The 17,655-nt window shown below is 57.5% G+C and carries 16 protein-coding genes; 6 read left to right on the top strand and 10 right to left on the bottom strand.

What is annotated here, in order from left to right:
* Positions 1 to 608: 608 nt before the first annotated feature.
* Genes napC through napF form a run of 5 tightly spaced genes read right to left on the bottom strand, consistent with a single transcriptional unit; the run spans position 609 to position 4,924 of the window.
* A complete protein-coding gene (gene napC / locus HMPREF0201_RS15000; protein ID WP_016537584.1) occupies positions 609 to 1,211 on the bottom strand; it encodes a cytochrome c-type protein NapC in 603 nt (200 codons plus the stop codon).
* Positions 1,212 to 1,214: 3 nt separating this feature from the next.
* On the bottom strand, positions 1,215 to 1,664 hold the full coding sequence (napB, locus tag HMPREF0201_RS15005) for a nitrate reductase cytochrome c-type subunit (protein ID WP_039899382.1): 450 nt from the start codon (positions 1,662 to 1,664) through the stop codon (positions 1,215 to 1,217).
* Between the two features lie 32 nt (positions 1,665 to 1,696).
* Complete coding sequence (gene napA / locus HMPREF0201_RS15010; protein WP_016537586.1) at positions 1,697 to 4,183, bottom strand: nitrate reductase catalytic subunit NapA; 2,487 nt, start codon at positions 4,181 to 4,183, stop codon at positions 1,697 to 1,699.
* Positions 4,180 to 4,443, bottom strand: a complete 264-nt coding sequence (gene napD, locus HMPREF0201_RS15015) for a chaperone NapD (RefSeq protein WP_016537587.1) — start codon at positions 4,441 to 4,443, stop codon at positions 4,180 to 4,182. Before napD ends, napA begins: the two co-directional genes overlap by 4 nt.
* Positions 4,433 to 4,924 (bottom strand): ferredoxin-type protein NapF, encoded by a 492-nt coding sequence (gene napF / locus HMPREF0201_RS15020; protein WP_016537588.1) that lies wholly within the window; start codon positions 4,922 to 4,924, stop codon positions 4,433 to 4,435. Before napF ends, napD begins: the two co-directional genes overlap by 11 nt.
* A 285-nt stretch (positions 4,925 to 5,209) precedes the next feature.
* Between napF and narQ the strand changes: the two genes are divergently transcribed.
* The 3 genes from narQ to acrD all read left to right on the top strand — a co-directional run bounded on the left by narQ (position 5,210) and on the right by acrD (position 10,838).
* Positions 5,210 to 6,901, top strand: a complete 1,692-nt coding sequence (gene narQ / locus HMPREF0201_RS15025) for a nitrate/nitrite two-component system sensor histidine kinase NarQ (protein ID WP_039898547.1) — start codon at positions 5,210 to 5,212, stop codon at positions 6,899 to 6,901.
* A 29-nt stretch (positions 6,902 to 6,930) separates the two neighbouring features.
* Entirely contained in the window at positions 6,931 to 7,572 is a 642-nt protein-coding gene (gene narP, locus HMPREF0201_RS15030) for a nitrate/nitrite response regulator protein NarP (RefSeq protein ID WP_039898549.1), read from the top strand.
* Positions 7,573 to 7,724: 152 nt separating this feature from the next.
* Complete coding sequence (gene acrD / locus HMPREF0201_RS15035; RefSeq protein ID WP_016537591.1) at positions 7,725 to 10,838, top strand: multidrug efflux RND transporter permease AcrD; 3,114 nt, start codon at positions 7,725 to 7,727, stop codon at positions 10,836 to 10,838.
* Between the two features lie 97 nt (positions 10,839 to 10,935).
* On the opposite strand, the gene ypfM is transcribed toward acrD, so the two are convergent.
* Positions 10,936 to 10,995, bottom strand: coding sequence for a protein YpfM (gene ypfM / locus HMPREF0201_RS23100; RefSeq protein ID WP_115586383.1), 60 nt, complete (start codon positions 10,993 to 10,995; stop codon positions 10,936 to 10,938).
* Positions 10,996 to 11,193: 198 nt separating this feature from the next.
* Here ypfM and HMPREF0201_RS15040 point away from each other — a divergent pair, with 198 nt between their 5' ends.
* The 3 genes from HMPREF0201_RS15040 to HMPREF0201_RS15050 are packed head-to-tail and all read left to right on the top strand — an operon-like array spanning position 11,194 to position 12,902.
* Positions 11,194 to 11,550 carry an ArsC family reductase gene (locus HMPREF0201_RS15040; protein WP_016537593.1) on the top strand — a complete coding sequence of 119 codons (357 nt, stop codon included), beginning with the start codon at positions 11,194 to 11,196 and terminating at the stop codon, positions 11,548 to 11,550.
* 4 nt (positions 11,551 to 11,554) lie between these two features.
* Positions 11,555 to 12,682 carry a succinyl-diaminopimelate desuccinylase gene (gene dapE / locus HMPREF0201_RS15045; protein ID WP_016537594.1) on the top strand — a complete coding sequence of 376 codons (1,128 nt, stop codon included), beginning with the start codon at positions 11,555 to 11,557 and terminating at the stop codon, positions 12,680 to 12,682.
* Between the two features lie 28 nt (positions 12,683 to 12,710).
* Entirely contained in the window at positions 12,711 to 12,902 is a 192-nt protein-coding gene (locus tag HMPREF0201_RS15050) for a YpfN family protein (protein WP_016537595.1), read from the top strand.
* A 49-nt stretch (positions 12,903 to 12,951) separates the two neighbouring features.
* Here HMPREF0201_RS15050 and ypfH read toward each other — a convergent pair whose 3' ends face one another.
* The 4 genes from ypfH to purC form a co-directional block, all read right to left on the bottom strand.
* Entirely contained in the window at positions 12,952 to 13,650 is a 699-nt protein-coding gene (gene ypfH / locus HMPREF0201_RS15055) for an esterase (protein ID WP_016537596.1), read from the bottom strand.
* Positions 13,651 to 13,723: 73 nt separating this feature from the next.
* A complete protein-coding gene (locus HMPREF0201_RS15060) occupies positions 13,724 to 15,742 on the bottom strand; it encodes a tRNA(Met) cytidine acetyltransferase TmcA (protein ID WP_039898552.1) in 2,019 nt (672 codons plus the stop codon).
* A 15-nt stretch (positions 15,743 to 15,757) separates the two neighbouring features.
* Entirely contained in the window at positions 15,758 to 16,636 is an 879-nt protein-coding gene (gene ypfJ, locus HMPREF0201_RS15065) for a KPN_02809 family neutral zinc metallopeptidase (RefSeq protein WP_039898554.1), read from the bottom strand.
* Between the two features lie 133 nt (positions 16,637 to 16,769).
* Positions 16,770 to 17,483, bottom strand: a complete 714-nt coding sequence (gene purC, locus HMPREF0201_RS15070) for a phosphoribosylaminoimidazolesuccinocarboxamide synthase (RefSeq protein ID WP_008460193.1) — start codon at positions 17,481 to 17,483, stop codon at positions 16,770 to 16,772.
* Positions 17,484 to 17,655: the final 172 nt, after the last annotated feature.

Here is a 17,655-nt window from a genome sequence, read left to right on the forward strand (position 1 = left end):
TATTTCCCCCTGACACGTTCACCGTTCGCGGCAGTGACAGAGATAATCCGCTGTGCGGGTGAACGGAACATAGCCGGGCTTGTAGAGGTTATCTCTTCGGGTTACAGTCGTTTATGCCAATCTTGAGGGAGTTCCGTTCACGCACTATCCCGCAGCTTATGTAGCTCCCGGACCCGTGAACGTCTCAGGGGAGTCACCGTCACTCCCCTGAGAACCCGGACTCCCGGCGAGATAAATCGCCGCAAGCGGTAAACCTCCGTTTTATCTCCCAGCCCTGGGTCGGCTGCGATGAGTTCCCTACGCTCACAGCCTCCGCCCGCTCCCGGCGTCCGGACCCTGGTCAGTCGGAGAGAAAAAGGAGGCGATTTAAGCCGGAACAAGTGCCACGCTTTTGTCTCCGGCTCTCATTATCCCCCTCACCCCGTCCCTCTCCCCAAAGGGGCGAGGGGGCAAAAAATAGCGTTGTATCACCAGTGCCAGATCGCATTAGATTCCGCAGCCACGCCCTTGTCCCCGGCTCTCATCGTCCCCGGCTTTGACCCAACCCAGGCGGGGTGGAGCTGCCGGGAGCAGCCACCGAACCGGTGAACACCCCACAGGCGTCGCCGTCAGAACCCGGTATCCACCTCTCGCATATCCGGCAGCTTGTGGGCAATCCCTTTGTGGCAGTCAATGCAGGTTTTACCGTCCTTGACCGCCTGGTCATGCATTTTTGCCGCTACCGTTTTCTGAGCGGTGAAGTCCATATAATCGAAGTTGTGGCAGTTGCGGCACTCCTGCGAATTATTGTTCTTCATGCGCCGCCACTCATTTTGCGCCATCGCCAGACGATGGTCGTCAAACTTCTGCGGCGTGTCTATCAGGCCAAAAGCTTTAGCGTACAGCTCTTTGCTGGCCTGAATTTTACGCACCATTTTCGGCACCCACTCGTGGGGAACGTGGCAGTCCGGGCAGGTCGCACGCACGCCGCTGCGGTTGTTGTAATGCACGGTTCCCATGTACTCCTCGTACACGTTATTGCGCATTTCGTGGCAGCTGATGCAAAACTCCTCGCGGTTAGACATTTCCATACCGGTGTTAAAACCGCCCCAGAATATAATGCCTGCGCCAAAGCCAATAAGCAGCAGCGTCCCCAGCGCCAGGCGGCTCGGCCTACGCCACCAGTGCCAGAGACGTTTTAGTAGCCCAGGTGTACGGGTTGAGTTATCCATCGCTTATTCCCCAAACCCTTTAGACGGCGTGAAAGTATTTTCGACGATTGGCGCGGCATCGGTCTGCGGAACGTGACATTGCAGGCAGAAGTAGCGCCGGGGAGCTACGTTAGAAAGCACTTTCCCCTCAGCGTCCATAAAGTGGGTCGGGCTGACGCGCGGCGCGCCGGTGGTGCGGTAATGCTCAACGCCGTGACACTGCATGCAGCGGTTGTAGTTACTGTTAACCTGGTAGCCGTCCACGCTGTGCGGGATAAGCGGCGGCTGATTGACGTAGTTCAGCGCCATCTTTCCCTGCTGCTTCGGCATATGGACCGATCCCTTTTCCGTCGCCGACACTTCCGGGGATGAACTTAAATCCGCCCCGTTAGCCGCCCAGGTCACGCCGCTCACGGCCAGCAGCAGCCCGACAATCCACGGCATCACGCCGTTTTTCAGGAATTGTTTTTTCATGAATTTGCTCCCGGATTTGCTCAAATTATTCATCAGACCTTCGCCAGCTTGACGGCACACTTCTTGAAGTCCGCCTCTTTGGATAGCGGGTCGGTGGCATCCAGCGTCAGGTTATTTACCAGCTGCGCGGCGTCGAAGAACGGCATATAAACCAGCCCTCGCGGCGGCTTATTGCGGCCACGGGTTTCGACGATGGAAATGACTTCCCCGCGGCGAGAGATAAGCTTCACTTTGTCGCCACGGCGCAGCCCGCGCGCCTGAGCGTCCAGCGGATGAATAAACACGACCGCCTCCGGGAAGGCACGGTGCAGCTCGGGAACACGGCGCGTCATGGTGCCCGTGTGCCAGTGCTCAAGCACGCGGCCGGTAGAGAGCCACAGGTCATATTCTTCATCCGGCTCCTCGGCTGCCGGTTCGAACGGCAGAGCAAAAATCACCGCCTTTCCGTCCGGCTTACCGTAAAACCGGAACGCATCACCCGCTTTGACGTAAGGGTCGTGCTGCTCGCTGTAGCGCCACTGCGTCTCTTTCCCGTCAACCACCGGCCAGCGCAGACCGCGAGCTTTGTGGTAATCATCGAACGGGGCGAGATCGTGCCCGTGCCCGCGTCCGAAGGCCGCATACTCTTCGAACAGCCCTTTTTGCAGGTAGAACCCAAGCTCGTGGGATTCGTCATTAAGCTGCCCTTCCGCCAGCTCGCTCAGCGGGAATTTGCTGACGTTTGAGTTGGCAAACAGCACGTCGAACAACGTTTTGCCGCGATACTCCGGCTTAGCGTTGACAAGTTCAGCGGGCCAGACCTCTTCAACCTTGAAGCGTTTAGCGAACGCCACCAGCTGCCAGAGGTCAGATTTCGCTTCACCCGGAGCGCTCACCTGCTGCCGCCAGAACTGGGTACGGCGTTCGGCGTTACCGTAGGCACCCTCTTTTTCAACCCACATGGCCGTTGGCAGGATAAGATCTGCCGAAAGCGCGCTGATGGTCGGATACGGGTCAGAAACGATGATGAAATTGCGCGGGTCACGCCAGCCGGGCATACGCTCTTCGGTGATATTCGGCCCCGCCTGCATGTTGTTATTGCACATCACCCAGTAAACATTCAGCTTGCCGTCTTTCAGCGCCCTGTCCTGCGCCACCGCGTGCAAACCGACTTTGGCAGGCAGCGTACCCGCCGGGAGTTGCCACATTTTTTCGGTGATATCGCGGTGCTTATCATTCGTGACGACCATATCGGCAGGCAGGCGGTGCGAAAAGGTTCCCACTTCACGAGCCGTACCGCAGGCGGAAGGCTGGCCGGTAAGCGAGAACGGCCCGCAGCCGGGCTTAGAAATTTTGCCCGTCAGCAAGTGCAGGTTATAAACCAGGTTATTGGCCCATACGCCACGGGTATGCTGGTTAAAGCCCATCGTCCAGTAAGAGACCACTTTTTTGTTCGGATCGGCATACAGCTGCGCCAGCACTTCCAGCTGATCCTTCGGCACGCCGCTCATTTCTGAGGTCTTCTCAAGTGTGTATTCGGCCACGAACGCTTTGTACTCTTCAAAGCTCATCGGCTCTGAGGCATCTGACCCCGGGTTTTTAGCGGCTTTTTCCAGCGGATGAGTGGGGCGCAGCCCGTAACCAATATCCGTCGCGCCCCGCCGCAGGTTGACATGCTGCTTAAAGAAGCTCTCATTAATCGCATTATTTTCAATGATGTAGTTGGCGATGTAGTTGAGGATAGCCAGGTCACTTTGCGGCGTGAAAACCATTCCGTTATCCGCCAGCTCGAAGCTGCGGTGCTGATAGGTGGAAAGCACCGAAACGTTAACGTTTTCATCGGACAGGCGGCGATTGGTGATGCGCGTCCACAAAATCGGGTGCATCTCCGCCATGTTGGAGCCCCAAAGCACAAAAGCATCCGCCTGCTCGATATCGTCGTAGCAGCCCATCGGCTCGTCCATGCCGAAGGTACGCATAAAGCCGACAACCGCCGACGCCATGCAGTGGCGGGCATTCGGGTCGATGTTATTGGTACGGAACCCCGCTTTGAACAGCTTTGATGCGGCGTAGCCTTCCCATACCGTCCACTGCCCGGAGCCGAACATGCCGACGGAGTCCGGCCCCTTCTCCCTGAGGCTGGTTTTGAATTTCTCTTCCATCACGTCGAAGGCCTGCTCCCAGCTGACCGGCTGGAATTCACCTTCTTTGTGGTACTGCCCGTCCTTCATGCGAAGCAGAGGCTGAGTAAGCCTGTCTTTGCCGTACATGATTTTTGGCAGGAAGTAGCCTTTAATGCACAGCAGCCCGCGGTTAACCGCTGCTTCAGGGTCGCCCTGGCTTGCCACAACGCGGCCATTTTGCGTCCCAACCAGTACGCTACAGCCGGTGCCGCAGAAGCGACACGGCGCTTTATCCCATTTAATGGCATCTGACTTGCCCACTACCGCGCGCGCAACGCCCGGCACGCTGAGGCCCGCCGCCGCCGCGGCAGCGGCTACGGCGTTCGCTTTCATAAAGCTACGACGACTGAGTTTCATGGTGCTTCCTCACCTTGTTCATTCTGCTGGTGATAAACCAGCGACACCGCCAGCACGCCGGAGATATTGCGGGCCAGCTCTATTTGTTCGAGCAGCGTTTTGCCGTCAGTTGCCTCCATCACGACCGCCAGCTTGCCGGTTCCGGCGTCATCACCGGTCACTTCGCTTCCCGCAAGCTGATTAAGGGCGCTGCGCACGGCAGCAATATGTTCAGGTTTGGCCTGAACCACCAGGCCGCAAACGTGCCAGTCAGTGTGCATCTTGTGGCCTCAGGGTTATGGCTGACGCCGGGCAGCCCGCAACGCAGGCGCCGCAGCCATTACAGTCAGAAAGGGAGAGTTTTGGGCGAGAAACGCCCTGCATCGAAGGTAAAAAACGGATGGCCTGAGGCTCGCAGGCGTCTTCGCAGCTACGGCATTCCACCTGGTGCCAGGCAAGGCAAGTGTCGGCCAGCCGCAAAGAGAGTGACCAGGGCTGCGTCTCACGAGCAGCAAAAAGCTTCTGCGGGCAGGCTTCAGCGCAGGCGTAGCAAAAAGTACACTCGCCGCGCGTAAAGTCGATTTCGGGGTAGCCGCTCTGCCCGCGTCTCAGCACGCGTTCGCCGCAGGAGGTAATACAGAGATCGCAGCGGGTGCAGTCCAGCAAAAAATGAGATTCATCCCCGCTCCAGGGCGGGCGAATAGCAGGAGTGGCGTTGCGCCAGCCGCCGGTCAATAAGCCGCGGCGGGTCAGTTTAGCCATTGGCAGATCCTTGCTCAAAGTTCCCGACAGGCACGCTACCGGGCAGTCAATTTTTTGTTTTTATCCCCGTAATATTTACGGGCTTTTACCGAACCCTAAGGTATGTGACGAGGGATTACAAAAGCATCCCCCTAAAGGGGTAAATGCCGTTGTCGGATCAAAGAGCAGGCGTTAAATAAGGCCGCATTTTTCGCACTGCGGTGAAAAAGTCGTATCCAGGCGTTTGCGAGCCGGCCAGATTCTGGTACGTTTCGCCCACCATACGCTTTCAGGGGTTATTGCGTCGTGATTGTAAAACGCCCGGTCTCGAGTAGCCTCGCGCGCGCCTTCTTTTCGATTGTTTTGCTGTCGCTGCTCTCAACGGGCATTGCGATGCTGACGCTGGCAAGCAGCCTGAAAGATGCCGAAGCGGTGAATATCGCAGGCTCCCTGAGAATGCAGAGCTACCGCCTGGGCTATGATTTACAGGGCGATCGGGCGTCTCTCCCGGACCATCTGCGGCTCTACCAGCGGTCGCTCAACTCCCCCACGCTGCGGCAGCTCAATCGGTTTTGGGTGCCAGAAGAGGTGAAATCTCGCTATCTCTCTTTACAGCAGGACTGGCAGCAAATGCAGCAGCAAATACGCAGCGGCGATCTTGACTGGTATCGCCACAATATTGCGGCCTATGTCGGGCAAATAGACTTGTTTGTGCTGGCGCTCCAGCATTATGCCGAGCGAAAAATGATGCAGGTGGTTGCGGCCTCGGTGGTCGGTTTTATGGCGATTTTCACCCTGGTGTTCTTCACTCTGCGGCGTATTCGCCAGCAGGTTGTTGCCCCGTTAAACACCATGGTTGAGGCAAGCCGGGCGATTGAGCGCGGGGAATTTACCCTGCCGGATCTCAACCCTTCGCTGCCCAACGAACTGGGGCAACTGGCAAAAGCCTTTATCCGCATGACGGATGAATTGCAAAAGCTTTACCGTTCTCTGGAACAGCAGGTAGAGCAGAAAACCCTGCGCCTGCAGGAAGCCAACCGCATGCTCGAAGTGCTGTATAGCTGCTCGCAGGCGCTAAACGTCAGCACCATCGACAAACGCTGTTTTATGCAAATCCTGAAGATTATCCACCAGCATGAGTCCGTTAATGCCCTTGAAATGCGGGTGGGCGAAAACTGGCGTCTGGCAGAAGGCACGCCTCAGCCGGAAGGCGAATGGCAGTCCCTGCCGCTGGTTCAGCAGGACAGCGCCTACGGCTCGCTGCGCTGGCAGCCTGCGGGCGAAGCGCCTTCTCAGCAGTTGATGGCAAGTGTCGCCACCATGCTCGGGCGCGGGGTGTACTTTAACCAGGCACAAAAGCACTACCAGCAGCTACTGCTTATGGAAGAACGGGCCACCATTGCCAGGGAGCTGCACGACTCGCTGGCACAGGTACTCTCCTACCTGCGCATTCAGTTAACGTTGCTAAAGCGTGCCGTACCTGATGAAAACCAGGCCGCTCAGCGGATTGTGGGCGACTTCTCTCAGGCGCTAAACGACGCTTACCGCCAGCTACGTGAATTATTAACAACTTTTCGCCTGACGCTTCAGCAGGCGGACTTAACGGCCGCTTTACAGGAAATGCTCGGGCCACTGCGCGAGCAGACGCAGGCTGAAATCAGCCTGCAATGCAGTATGCCAAGCCAGGCGCTGGATGCCTCTCAGCAAATTCACCTGCTGCAAATCATCCGCGAGGCGGTGCTCAACGCCATTAAGCATTCGGCGGCCGGGCGTATTGAAGTTGTTTGCCGCTCGCAGGAGAACGGTGAACATTATGCATCGGTATTCGATAACGGCAGCGGGATTGCCAGCTTTGATGAGCCGGAAGGCCATTACGGACTGAATATTATGCATGAACGAGCCGGTCGCCTCGGCGGCGAGCTTACTATTTCCCGCCCTTTGGGGGGCGGAACGCGGGTCGAAGTGGTGTTTACCTCTCCGCTCCCGGCAAAACTATAATGATAAATAGCCTGATTCAGGAGTCAGCAATGTCCGAGAAAGCAGTTTGCCAGGTGTTAATCGTCGACGATCATCCGCTGATGAGGCGTGGAGTCCGCCAGCTTCTCGAGCTGGATAGCGCGTTTGAAGTTATTGGGGAAGCCAGCAGCGGTGCAGAAGCGGTTAGCCTGGCTAACCGCCTTGCGCCTGACCTTATCCTGCTCGACCTCAATATGAAGGGCCTTAGCGGGCTGGACACGTTAAACGCCCTGCGCCGGGACGGCGTAAGTGCCAGAGTAGTTATCCTTACCGTTTCCGACGCGCGCAGCGACATTTTCACGCTCATAGATGCCGGAGCCGACGGCTATCTGCTGAAAGACAGCGATCCTGAAGTGCTGTTGCAGGAGATCCATCAGTGTCTGGCGGGTGGAAAAGCCTTTAGCGAGCAGGTTCGTGAGTATTTACATAACCGGGGCAGCGAGCGGCAAAACAGCAATCCATTTGCTATTCTCACCGAGCGAGAGCTGGACGTCCTGTCGGAAGTGGCGCGCGGGCTTTCTAATAAACAAATCGCCAGCGGGCTGCATATTTCCGAAGAGACGGTAAAGGTGCATATTCGTAATCTGCTGCGCAAGCTGCAGGTGAGATCGCGCGTGGCTGCGACGGTGCTATTTCTGGAAAGTCGGGGTTAAAACGACCCAATAAAAGGTATGGTTACAAATCCTGCCAATTACCAAGCTAATTTACACGATCTCCTAAATTTCTCCACGTTTGATTAAGCGGTTAAAGCTACAGTGGTGCGGTTATTGATAACAATTAGAAGCTTTTAAGGGGTCCTGACCGCATGGCGAATTTTTTCATTTCTCGCCCCATTTTTGCCTGGGTGCTGGCAATATTGCTTTGCCTTACCGGCGCGCTGGCTATTTTTTCGCTCCCCGTCGAGCAATATCCTGACCTCGCGCCGCCAAACGTAAGAATCACCGCTAACTATCCCGGGGCTTCGGCGCAAACGCTGGAGAACACCGTTACCCAGGTTATCGAGCAAAGCATGACCGGGCTGGACAATATGATGTACATGTCCTCCCAGAGCAGCAGCGCCGGTCAGGCCACCATTACCCTGAGTTTTAAGGCCGGAACCGATCCTGACTCCGCGGTTCAGCAGGTACAAAACCAGCTGCAGTCGGCGGTGCGCAAGCTGCCGCAGGATGTGCAAACCCAGGGCGTGACGGTCAATAAAACCGGGGATACCAATATCCTGATGGTGGCCTTCGTCTCCACCGACGGCAGCATGGATAAGCAGGACATCGCCGACTACGTTGCCAGTAATGTGCAGGACCCGATGAGCCGCGTGAACGGCGTCGGCGGCGTGGATGCCTACGGCTCGCAATACTCCATGCGTATCTGGCTCGACCCAAACAAGCTCATCAACTACCAGATGACCACAGGGGATGTGCTCACCGCCATCAAATCCCAGAATGCGCAAATTGCAGTCGGCCAGCTTGGCGGCACGCCAGCGCTCGACAAGCAGGCGCTGAACGCCACCATCAACGCCCAGTCGCTGCTGCAAACTCCCCAGCAGTTTAAGGACATCACCCTGCGGGTGAATCAGGACGGTTCGCTGGTGACGCTGGGCGACGTCGCTCAGGTGGAGATGGGCGCGGAAAAATATGATTTCCTCAGCACCTATAACGGTCAGCCCGCCTCCGGGCTTGGCATCAAGCTGGCTTCCGGCGCTAACGAGATGGAAACCGACAAGCTGGCCCGCGCCAAAATAGAAGAGCTGTCGCAGTTTTTCCCGCACGGCCTCGAAGCGAAAATCGCCTATGAAACCTCGCCTTTCGTCAAGGCCTCTATAACCGACGTCGTGAAGACGCTGCTGGAAGCGATCCTGCTGGTCTTCCTGGTCATGTACCTGTTCTTGCAAAACTTCCGCGCAACGCTGATCCCGACGATTGCGGTGCCGGTGGTTCTGCTCGGCACCTTTGCCGTGCTTTACGTCTTCGGCTACAGCATTAACACCCTGACGATGTTCGCCACCGTTCTCGCCATCGGCCTGCTGGTGGATGACGCTATCGTGGTGGTGGAAAACGTCGAACGTATTATGAGCGAGGAAGGGCTCTCCCCAAGAGAGGCCACCCGCAAATCGATGGGGCAAATTCAGGGCGCGCTGGTGGGCATCGCGATGGTGCTCTCGGCGGTATTCGTGCCAATGGCGTTTTTTGGCGGCACCACCGGGGCTATTTATCGCCAGTTCTCCATCACTATTGTTGCCGCGATGGTGCTCTCGGTGCTGGTGGCGATGATCCTGACTCCGGCGCTGTGCGCCACCATTCTTAAGCCGCTGCACAAGGGCGAGCATCACGGCCAGAAAGGATTCTTCGGCTGGTTTAACCGCACCTTCAACCGCGGCGCTGAACGCTATGAAAACGGCGTTGCCCGGATCCTCGCCCGCAGCGCACGCTGGATGCTGATTTACGCTCTGCTGCTCGGCGGCATGGTGTTCCTGTTTATGAAGCTGCCAACCTCGTTCCTGCCGCAGGAAGACCGCGGTGTGTTTACCACCTCCGTGCAGCTCCCAAGCGGTGCCACGCAGCAGCAAACCACCAAAGTGGTTCAGCAGGTTGAGCAGTATTACCTGAGCAAAGAGAAAGACAACGTAGTCTCGGTCTTTTCAACCATCGGCGCGGGGCCCGGCGGTAACGGGCAAAACGTGGCGCGTATGTTTATCCGCCTGAAAGACTGGGAAGAGCGCAGCGCGGACGGAAGCTCGTTTGCAATCATCGAGCGGGCAACCAAAGCGTTTAACAAGATTAAAGAGGCGCGGGTTATCGCCAGCAGTCCTCCGGCGATTAACGGCCTCGGCAACGCCGCGGGCTTCGATATGGAGCTACAGGATCATGCCGGTGCCGGGCACGATGCGCTGATGCAGGCTCGTGACCAGCTTCTGGAAATGGCCGGAAGCAACCCGCAGCTGACGCGTGTACGCCACAACGGCCTCGACGACAGCCCGCAGCTGCAAATCGATATCGACCAGCGCAAGGCGCAGGCGCTTGGCGTCTCCATCGACGATATCAATAACACGCTGCAAACCGCCTGGGGCTCAAGCTATGTGAACGACTTTATAGATCGCGGGCGCGTGAAGAAGGTCTATGTTCAGGCCGCGGCTAAATACCGCATGTTGCCGGACGATATCAACAGCTGGTACGTGCGTAATAAAACCGGCAGCATGGTGCCGTTCTCCGCGTTTGCGACTTCGCGCTGGGAAACCGGCTCGCCGCGCCTTGAGCGCTATAACGGCTACTCCGCGCTGGAAATCGTTGGCGAGGCTGCACCCGGCCTAAGTACCGGTACGGCGATGGATATCATGGAGCAGCTGGTCAGCAAGCTGCCGAACGGATTCGGCCTGGAGTGGACGGGCATGTCCTACCAGGAACGCCTTTCCGGGGCGCAGGCTCCGGCGCTCTACGCTATTTCTCTGCTGGTGGTGTTCCTGTGCCTGGCGGCGCTGTATGAAAGCTGGTCTGTACCGTTCTCGGTGATGCTGGTGGTGCCGCTCGGGGTGATTGGTGCCCTGCTCGCCACCTGGATGCGTGGCCTGGAAAACGACGTGTACTTCCAGGTCGGCCTGCTGACGGTTATCGGCCTTTCGGCGAAAAACGCCATTTTGATCGTCGAGTTCGCTAACGATCTTAATGCCAAAGGCCAGGATCTGGTTTCCGCCACGCTCGAGGCCAGCCGCCAGCGCCTGCGCCCTATTCTGATGACTTCTCTGGCGTTTATCTTCGGGGTTCTGCCGATGGCGACCAGCACCGGGGCAGGCTCGGGCAGCCAGCACGCGGTAGGCACCGGCGTAATGGGCGGGATGATTTCAGCCACCGTGCTGGCTATCTTCTTTGTGCCGCTGTTCTTCGTCCTGGTGCGCAGGCGGTTCCCGCTGAAAGAGCACCCTGAACACTAAGCAACAAAAAGGCGGCCTTCACAGGTCGCCTTTTTAGTGATGTTCGCAGAGTATTCAGAACCAGAATATCGCGCCGTTGCTTTTTATGCCGGAACGCTTATTTGCGCAACATATCTTCGATGAAGTCTTTCCACTGCCCTAACTCGTGCTCAATCATAACCGCCTCTCTTGATGTTGGCGCAATTATACGCGGATATATTCTCCCGTTGAACCTTTTTTGAGCGGGCAACTGTTGAGCAAACTCACAAATATATTGTTAGCAGAATAACGATTTAGCGGGCAATCGCGGCTCGATAATTGCCCTCAGCTGCGGCAAAATGACCGACCAGACCATCTAAACAAGAGTGACCGCCCCATGATTACCCTGTACGGCATTAAAAACTGCGACACCATTAAAAAGGCCCGCCGCTTTCTGGAAGCCAACGGCGTGGATTATCAGTTCCACGATTACCGTGTTGACGGGCTGGACGCGCCGCTGCTGGAGAGTTTTATTGCCGAACTGGGATGGGAGCCGCTGCTGAATACCCGCGGCACCACCTGGCGTAAGCTGGATGAAGCCCGCCGCGCCTCCATTAACGATGCTAAAAGCGCGGCGGTATTAATGCTGGAGATGCCGGCAATCATCAAACGCCCATTGCTCTGCGCGCCGGGTAAGCCTATGCTGCTGGGTTTCACCGAAACCAATTATCAGCAGTTTATCAACGAGGTATAGTCTTATGTCCTGCCCGGTTATTGAGCTGACGCAACAGCTTATTCGTCGTCCTTCCCTGAGCCCCGATGATGCCGGTTGCCAGGCGCTGCTGATTGAGCGCCTGCGTGCGATTGGTTTTACCGTCGAACATATGGATTTTGGCGATACCCAGAACTTCTGGGCCTGGCGTGGACAGGGTGAAACGCTGGCGTTTGCCGGGCACACCGACGTAGTGCCAACGGGCGATGCTGACCGCTGGATCAATCCGCCTTTCGAACCGACCATTCGTGACGGCATGCTGTTTGGCCGCGGCGCGGCGGATATGAAAGGTTCGCTGGCGGCAATGGTGGTCGCTGCGGAACGTTTTGTCGCTCAGCATCCCAACCATAAAGGCCGCCTGGCGTTTCTGATAACTTCCGATGAAGAAGCCAGCGCGAAAAACGGCACCGTGAAAGTCGTCGAAGCGCTGATGGAGCGCCGCGAACGCCTGGATTATTGCCTGGTGGGCGAGCCTTCAAGCACCGAAGTCGTCGGCGACGTGGTGAAAAACGGCCGCCGTGGCTCTCTGACCTGCAACCTGACCATTCACGGCGTGCAGGGCCACGTTGCCTATCCACACCTTGCGGATAACCCGGTACACCGTGCCGCGCCGATGCTGAACGAGCTGGTGGGTATTGAGTGGGACCGGGGTAACGAATTCTTCCCCGCCACCAGCATGCAGGTAGCCAACGTACAGGCGGGGACCGGCAGCAACAACGTGATCCCCGGTGATATGTTCGTGCAGTTTAACTTCCGCTTCAGCACCGAGCTGACCGACGAAGATATTAAACAGCGCGTGATAGCCCTGCTGGAGAAGCACCAGCTGCGCTACACCGTTGAATGGTGGCTCTCCGGCCAGCCGTTCCTGACCGCGCGCGGTAAGCTGGTGGATGCGGTAGTGAACGCCATTGAGCACTATAATGAGATTAAACCGCAGCTGTTAACCACAGGCGGTACATCCGATGGGCGCTTTATTGCCCGTATGGGCGCTCAGGTTGTGGAACTGGGGCCGGTGAACGCCACCATTCATAAAATCAATGAATGCGTCAACGCCGCCGACCTGCAGATGCTGGCCCGGATGTATCAACGCATTATGGAACAGCTTGTCGCCTGACGGGCAGTCAACTGAACGAGGTATCAGCATGGAATGGCTATCGCATTACTGGTGGATTATCGTCCTGGTGTTATTGCTGGGGATGTTTATTAACGTGATTAAAGACCTGAGCCGCATCGACCCCAAGAAGTATATGGCCAACAAGCCGGAGCTTCCGCCGCATCGTGATTTTAACGATAAATGGGATAAAGACGACGACTGGCCAGAGAAGAAGAAGTAATGCTGTACTCCTCCCTTCCAGCCGGAGGGAGGAGTGAAGTCCTGCCTGGTTACAGCAGCTCAATCAAATCGTCATTCTTCGGCGCTCCGCCGCCTAAAGCCTCGTCAAAATAGTGCTTCGGCACGGTATAACGCAGATGATCCAGCGCCGCCTTCATGCTGCGGTCGTCGATGGCGTGCCCCAAATCATCAATTAAATCCAATGTCACGTCGCCGCCAAGCTCCAGCAATTTTTCGGCCGCATCCACCGCGTGCGTAGCGTGGATAACCTTGTCGTTATCGCCGTGGATCAGGTGGATAGTGGTGCTGGTTGATGCCTGCTGCGGTAGACCGGCATAACGGCCGCTAAATGCAATCACGCGCCCCACAAGGCCCGGCTCGGCTTTAAGACTTTCCAGCGCCATTATCGCCCCCTGAGAGAAACCAATCAGCGCCGTCGCCGCCGCGCTCACGCCGCTTTGTTGCTGCCAGTAGCGCACGGTTTCAATAAAGCCCGGCATCGCGGTATCAACCCGCTGCTGGCGGTTTTCTTCGGTTACGCCAGCAACGGAGAACCATTCACGCCCGCCGCCGAAGCCGCTCTGCGCAGGGCCGCCAATGCTGACGATCAGGGCATCCGGAAACTCAGGAGCAAACCAGCTGCCAATCTCGCCCATCGCTTTTGCGGTGTCGCCGACGCCGTGGAACAGCAGCAGCAATTGGCTTGCGGGAGCCGACGGACTCTGGACAACAAAATGGTCGTGTTTCATGGTTTTCTCCTCGGTTAATAGCGCTAACTATACGCCGCTGCCCGGGGATGACCATGCCGTTTCATTGAACGACTTAGCGAAATTTTTGCAATTGCAAAACGCCCGTTCGCAGGGAATCGCTGCGGCTGCGATTGAGATTTTCCAGCGCCAGTACGGCCTCCTGCCGCATCGCTGCCAACAGCCCTTTTTTCCCGGAAAGACCAAGTTGCTGGCTAAGTACCGCAGCGCTTTCGTACCGCTGGAGGCGGCCTCGCAGCGCGGGCAGCGGCAAATCACAGGCCAGCAGCAGGCGATTTAGCGACCCGATGCAGGCTTCCAGCGGACGATGGGCGAAGGCAAAACCGGACAAATCCAGCCAGTCCTCGTCCAGCAATTGTGCTGGCCGCGTGGAAGCCAGCGGCAGGTTTAATTCAATCCATTCCCTGAACCACGGCCAGTCTCTTGCCAGCCTTTGTCGCTCTTCGCGAACGAGCGTCTGCCCTTGCACCGTTAGCGGCAGCAGCGCCATCGCGCTATAACAGCCGCTGCTGGCCTCTTTGTGGCTTCCGACACGCACCAGCTCAAACCCGCAGCGCTGCCAGAAACGCCACAGCTCATCGGTGTAACCGAAGCTGACCGAAAGATAGTCATATTGCCCCCCGGCCAGCCCACGCGCACGTTCAACCATGCTGGCGCCAATATGTTCCCGCTGCCGCCTGGGGTGTACGGCGATCCTGCTGACGCGCAGCCCTTTCAGCGTAGCGGCCAGCGGGCTGCCGCCGTGAGCGGCCAGTGATTGCGCAACAAGATTCCCGCGCGGACGGCGGAACCCGGCCCACACGCAGCGGCTTAAGGTTTCGTCCAGCCCGCCCTCTTCCACCAGCCATAAAGCCCCGACACATTCATCTCCTGCGTTTGCAGCGATAAAATGCTGGCCTGGCGCATCCAGCATGCGCCGCAAGTCGAGGGGAGATGTCCGGTAATGCGCGCCCGACAGCAGGCGGTACATCTGCTTTAACTGCCCGGCATTGTGCTGCCAGTCTGCCTGCCCGACGGCCGCAAGTACCGGTTCCCCCTGTACAGGCCGCTCCATTTCCGGCTCGTCAAACAGCATGATCTCGTCGATCGCCTGCTCCAGCGGATCGTTCTGTGCCCAGCGGATCGGCGCGCTAAGCGTGAACCGCCGCAAAGACGGAAGAGAGGCACAGAATTTCAGCAAAAATCCCCGCCCCGTGCCTTCGTAACCCTGAACCGTGGTGGTAAGCAACACGCGGGGGAAACAAGCAATTACCTGTCGCAGCAGCGGAGCCGGAATAGCGGCAGCTTCATCAACAATCAACCAGCTAAATCCCGCAGGCATGTTTTCTGCCGCCAGCGCATCCGGGGGCATAAACTGAAAACGCTCACCCGCATAGCTCGCCAGAACGTCGGTTGCGGCTTTAGTCGGGGCGGTAACCAGGCTCATTCCAGGACTGATGTTGACCAGCATTCCCGCCAGGGCCGACTTACCTCTGCCCCTGGCGGCGGTAACCACGGCAACGCCGGAGTCCATTTTTGAAAGCCCGGCCAGAATTTCCGCCTGCTCTTTCTCCGGCGCGCCGCTGGCGGGGAGCCAGTCTGGCCGGGGAGCAAAATCAGGCAGGATTAACCCAGGCTGCTGGCGCCACAGCACCGAACCGGCATTGTGGCTCAGGCAGGTTTGCAGATGGGAGATAAAATTCGGCGTGGCAATGGGCTGCGGAGCGTCGCTCCAGCGGGCGGAGTCTTCATCCGGTTGTTCGGGCCAGCTTTCCCAGTCAGGCACCAGCAGAAGCAGCCAGCTTCCCGCCCTGAGCGTCCCGGAAAGGGCGGCCAGCGCCGCGGCGTCCAGCCCGCTTCGTGCGTCGAAAACCGCGTGCTGAAATTCTCGCCCCAGCAAAGTTCGCAGCGCCGTCGGGGCGCAGCTAAGCGGCAGTTCAGGCGAGCCGCCGACCCAAAGCCAGTCCCCCGGCAAATGGGCCGCCAGGGCTTGCACCTGCTGGCTGCTCCAGCCGCTCTCTCCGGCCAGCACCATCAGGCGTCGAATACCCTGGCACCGCATACTCTCCGTGACCTGGCGGAGCCGCGCTATCATCCCTGCCTTCATAGGTTAACGAAGCGAGTTGCCGAAGGTGTTGCACTGCGCCGGGTCGCCGCTGTCAAAGCCGCGCTTAAGCCAGGTGTAACGCTGCTCGGAAGTGCCGTGGGTAAAGCTGTCCGGCACCACGCGCCCCTGCCCTTTTTGCTGAAGCCTGTCGTCGCCGATGGCCTCGGCGGCGTTAAGCGCCTCCTGCAAATCTCCCGCATCCAGCACCTGCTGCTTCTCCATGTTGTGGCCCCAGACGCCTGCAAAACAGTCCGCCTGTAGCTCCATTTTCACCGACAGGCGGTTGGCTTCTGCCGGTGAAGCATTTTGCTGTAGCTGGCGAACTTTAGGCTCAATGCCCAGCAGTTTCTGCACATGGTGGCCAACTTCATGAGCAATGACGTAGCCCTGGGCAAAATCACCGCCCGCGCCAAGCTTGCTTTGCATGTCATCGTAGAAGGAGAGATCGATATACACCGTGCTGTCAGCCGGGCAATAGAATGGCCCCATAACCGACTGGCCGGTGCCGCACCCGGTGCGGGTCGCGCCGCGATACATCACCAGTTTCGGCTGCTGATAGCTGCGGCCCATTTTCTGGAAGATTTCACCCCAGGTATCTTCGGTGGTCGCCAGAATAACCGAGGTAAACTTTGCCGCCTCGTCGTCTTTCGGGCTAATGGAACGCTGCTGAGAGGATTGCTGGGGCACCGGCTGGCCGCCGGACAGGAAGGAAGTCAAATCGACGCCGTAGTAGCTGGCAACAATCACCACTACCAGCAGCACCAGCCCGCCCTTACCGCGTGGAATACGGAACCCGCCGCCGCCCATGCTCATGCCGGGGCCGGAGGAATCACTGCGCCTGTCCTCTACATTGTCGCTTTCGCGACGTCCTTGCCAACGCATACTTTCTACCTCATTCACAACTTGTAATGGTTAGATCGTAGGTGGTTAACGGCAGGATTACCATAAGAACAGACGGCGAAAAAACAGGGTGCGCAAAAACGCACCCCATTGCGCAACGTAAACGATTGCGTGGTTAGTCTAATTTTACGCCAAGACGGTGGGCAACTTCCTCATACGCTTCAATCAGGCCACCCAGGCTCTGGCGGAAACGATCTTTATCCATCTTATCAAGCGTCTGTTTGTCCCACAGGCGGCTGCCGTCCGGGGAGAATTCGTCACCCAGCACCACTTCGCCTTTGAACAGGCCGAACTCCAGCTTGAAGTCGACGAGGATAAGCCCGGCGTCATCAAACAGCTTGCTCAGCACGTCGTTTGCCTTGTAGCTCAGCTCACGCATGCGGGCCAGATTCTCTTTGCTCACCCAGCCAAAGGTTTCGCAGTAAGATTCGTTGACCATAGGGTCATGCATGGCGTCGTTTTTCAGGAACAGGTCAAACAGCGGTGGATTCAGCTCAATGCCTTCTTCGATGCCGAGGCGTTTTACCAGAGATCCTGCGGCACGGTTACGAATGACGCATTCAACCGGCACCATATCGAGCTTTTTAACCAGCACTTCGTTGTCGGACAGAAGCGCTTCCATCTGGGTCGGGATACCCGCTTCTTCCAGTTTGGCCATAATGAAATGGTTAAACTTGTTGTTTACCATCCCTTTGCGGTCGAACTGCTCAATGCGCGCACCGTCACCTGCTGACGTATCATTGCGGAACTCGAGTACCAACAGGTCCGGGTTCTCCGTACTGTAGACGGTCTTCGCTTTGCCACGATACAACTCAGCTTGCTTTTGCATCTTTCTTACTCCAGGTATAGCGATCGCTTGCGCAATCGGAGGGGTTTACCCGTCATACTTCAAGCTGCATGTGCGTTGGTTGCGCCTGCTCACTCCGGCCACATAGTTCGCTATGCTCCCGGAGATTTCCAGTCTTACCGCCTTCCTGCAGCTCGAATTATTCAGGGTATCT

The sequence above is a fragment of the Cedecea davisae DSM 4568 genome, assembly GCF_000412335.2.
Lineage (GTDB): Bacteria > Pseudomonadota > Gammaproteobacteria > Enterobacterales > Enterobacteriaceae > Cedecea > Cedecea davisae.

Coding starts and splice junctions, on each gene's coding strand:
- napC (WP_016537584.1), bottom strand. CDS start 1,211: ATGGATAACTCAACCCGTACACCTGGGCTACTAAAACGTCTCTGGCAC.
- HMPREF0201_RS15060 (WP_039898552.1), bottom strand. CDS start 15,742: ATGATAGCGCGGCTCCGCCAGGTCACGGAGAGTATGCGGTGCCAGGGT.
- purC (WP_008460193.1), bottom strand. CDS start 17,483: ATGCAAAAGCAAGCTGAGTTGTATCGTGGCAAAGCGAAGACCGTCTAC.
- napB (WP_039899382.1), bottom strand. CDS start 1,664: ATGAAAAAACAATTCCTGAAAAACGGCGTGATGCCGTGGATTGTCGGG.
- acrD (WP_016537591.1), top strand. CDS start 7,725: ATGGCGAATTTTTTCATTTCTCGCCCCATTTTTGCCTGGGTGCTGGCA.
- dapE (WP_016537594.1), top strand. CDS start 11,555: ATGTCCTGCCCGGTTATTGAGCTGACGCAACAGCTTATTCGTCGTCCT.
- ypfH (WP_016537596.1), bottom strand. CDS start 13,650: ATGAAACACGACCATTTTGTTGTCCAGAGTCCGTCGGCTCCCGCAAGC.
- napD (WP_016537587.1), bottom strand. CDS start 4,443: ATGCACACTGACTGGCACGTTTGCGGCCTGGTGGTTCAGGCCAAACCT.
- ypfJ (WP_039898554.1), bottom strand. CDS start 16,636: ATGCGTTGGCAAGGACGTCGCGAAAGCGACAATGTAGAGGACAGGCGC.
- narP (WP_039898549.1), top strand. CDS start 6,931: ATGTCCGAGAAAGCAGTTTGCCAGGTGTTAATCGTCGACGATCATCCG.
- HMPREF0201_RS15040 (WP_016537593.1), top strand. CDS start 11,194: ATGATTACCCTGTACGGCATTAAAAACTGCGACACCATTAAAAAGGCC.
- HMPREF0201_RS15050 (WP_016537595.1), top strand. CDS start 12,711: ATGGAATGGCTATCGCATTACTGGTGGATTATCGTCCTGGTGTTATTG.
- napF (WP_016537588.1), bottom strand. CDS start 4,924: ATGGCTAAACTGACCCGCCGCGGCTTATTGACCGGCGGCTGGCGCAAC.
- napA (WP_016537586.1), bottom strand. CDS start 4,183: ATGAAACTCAGTCGTCGTAGCTTTATGAAAGCGAACGCCGTAGCCGCT.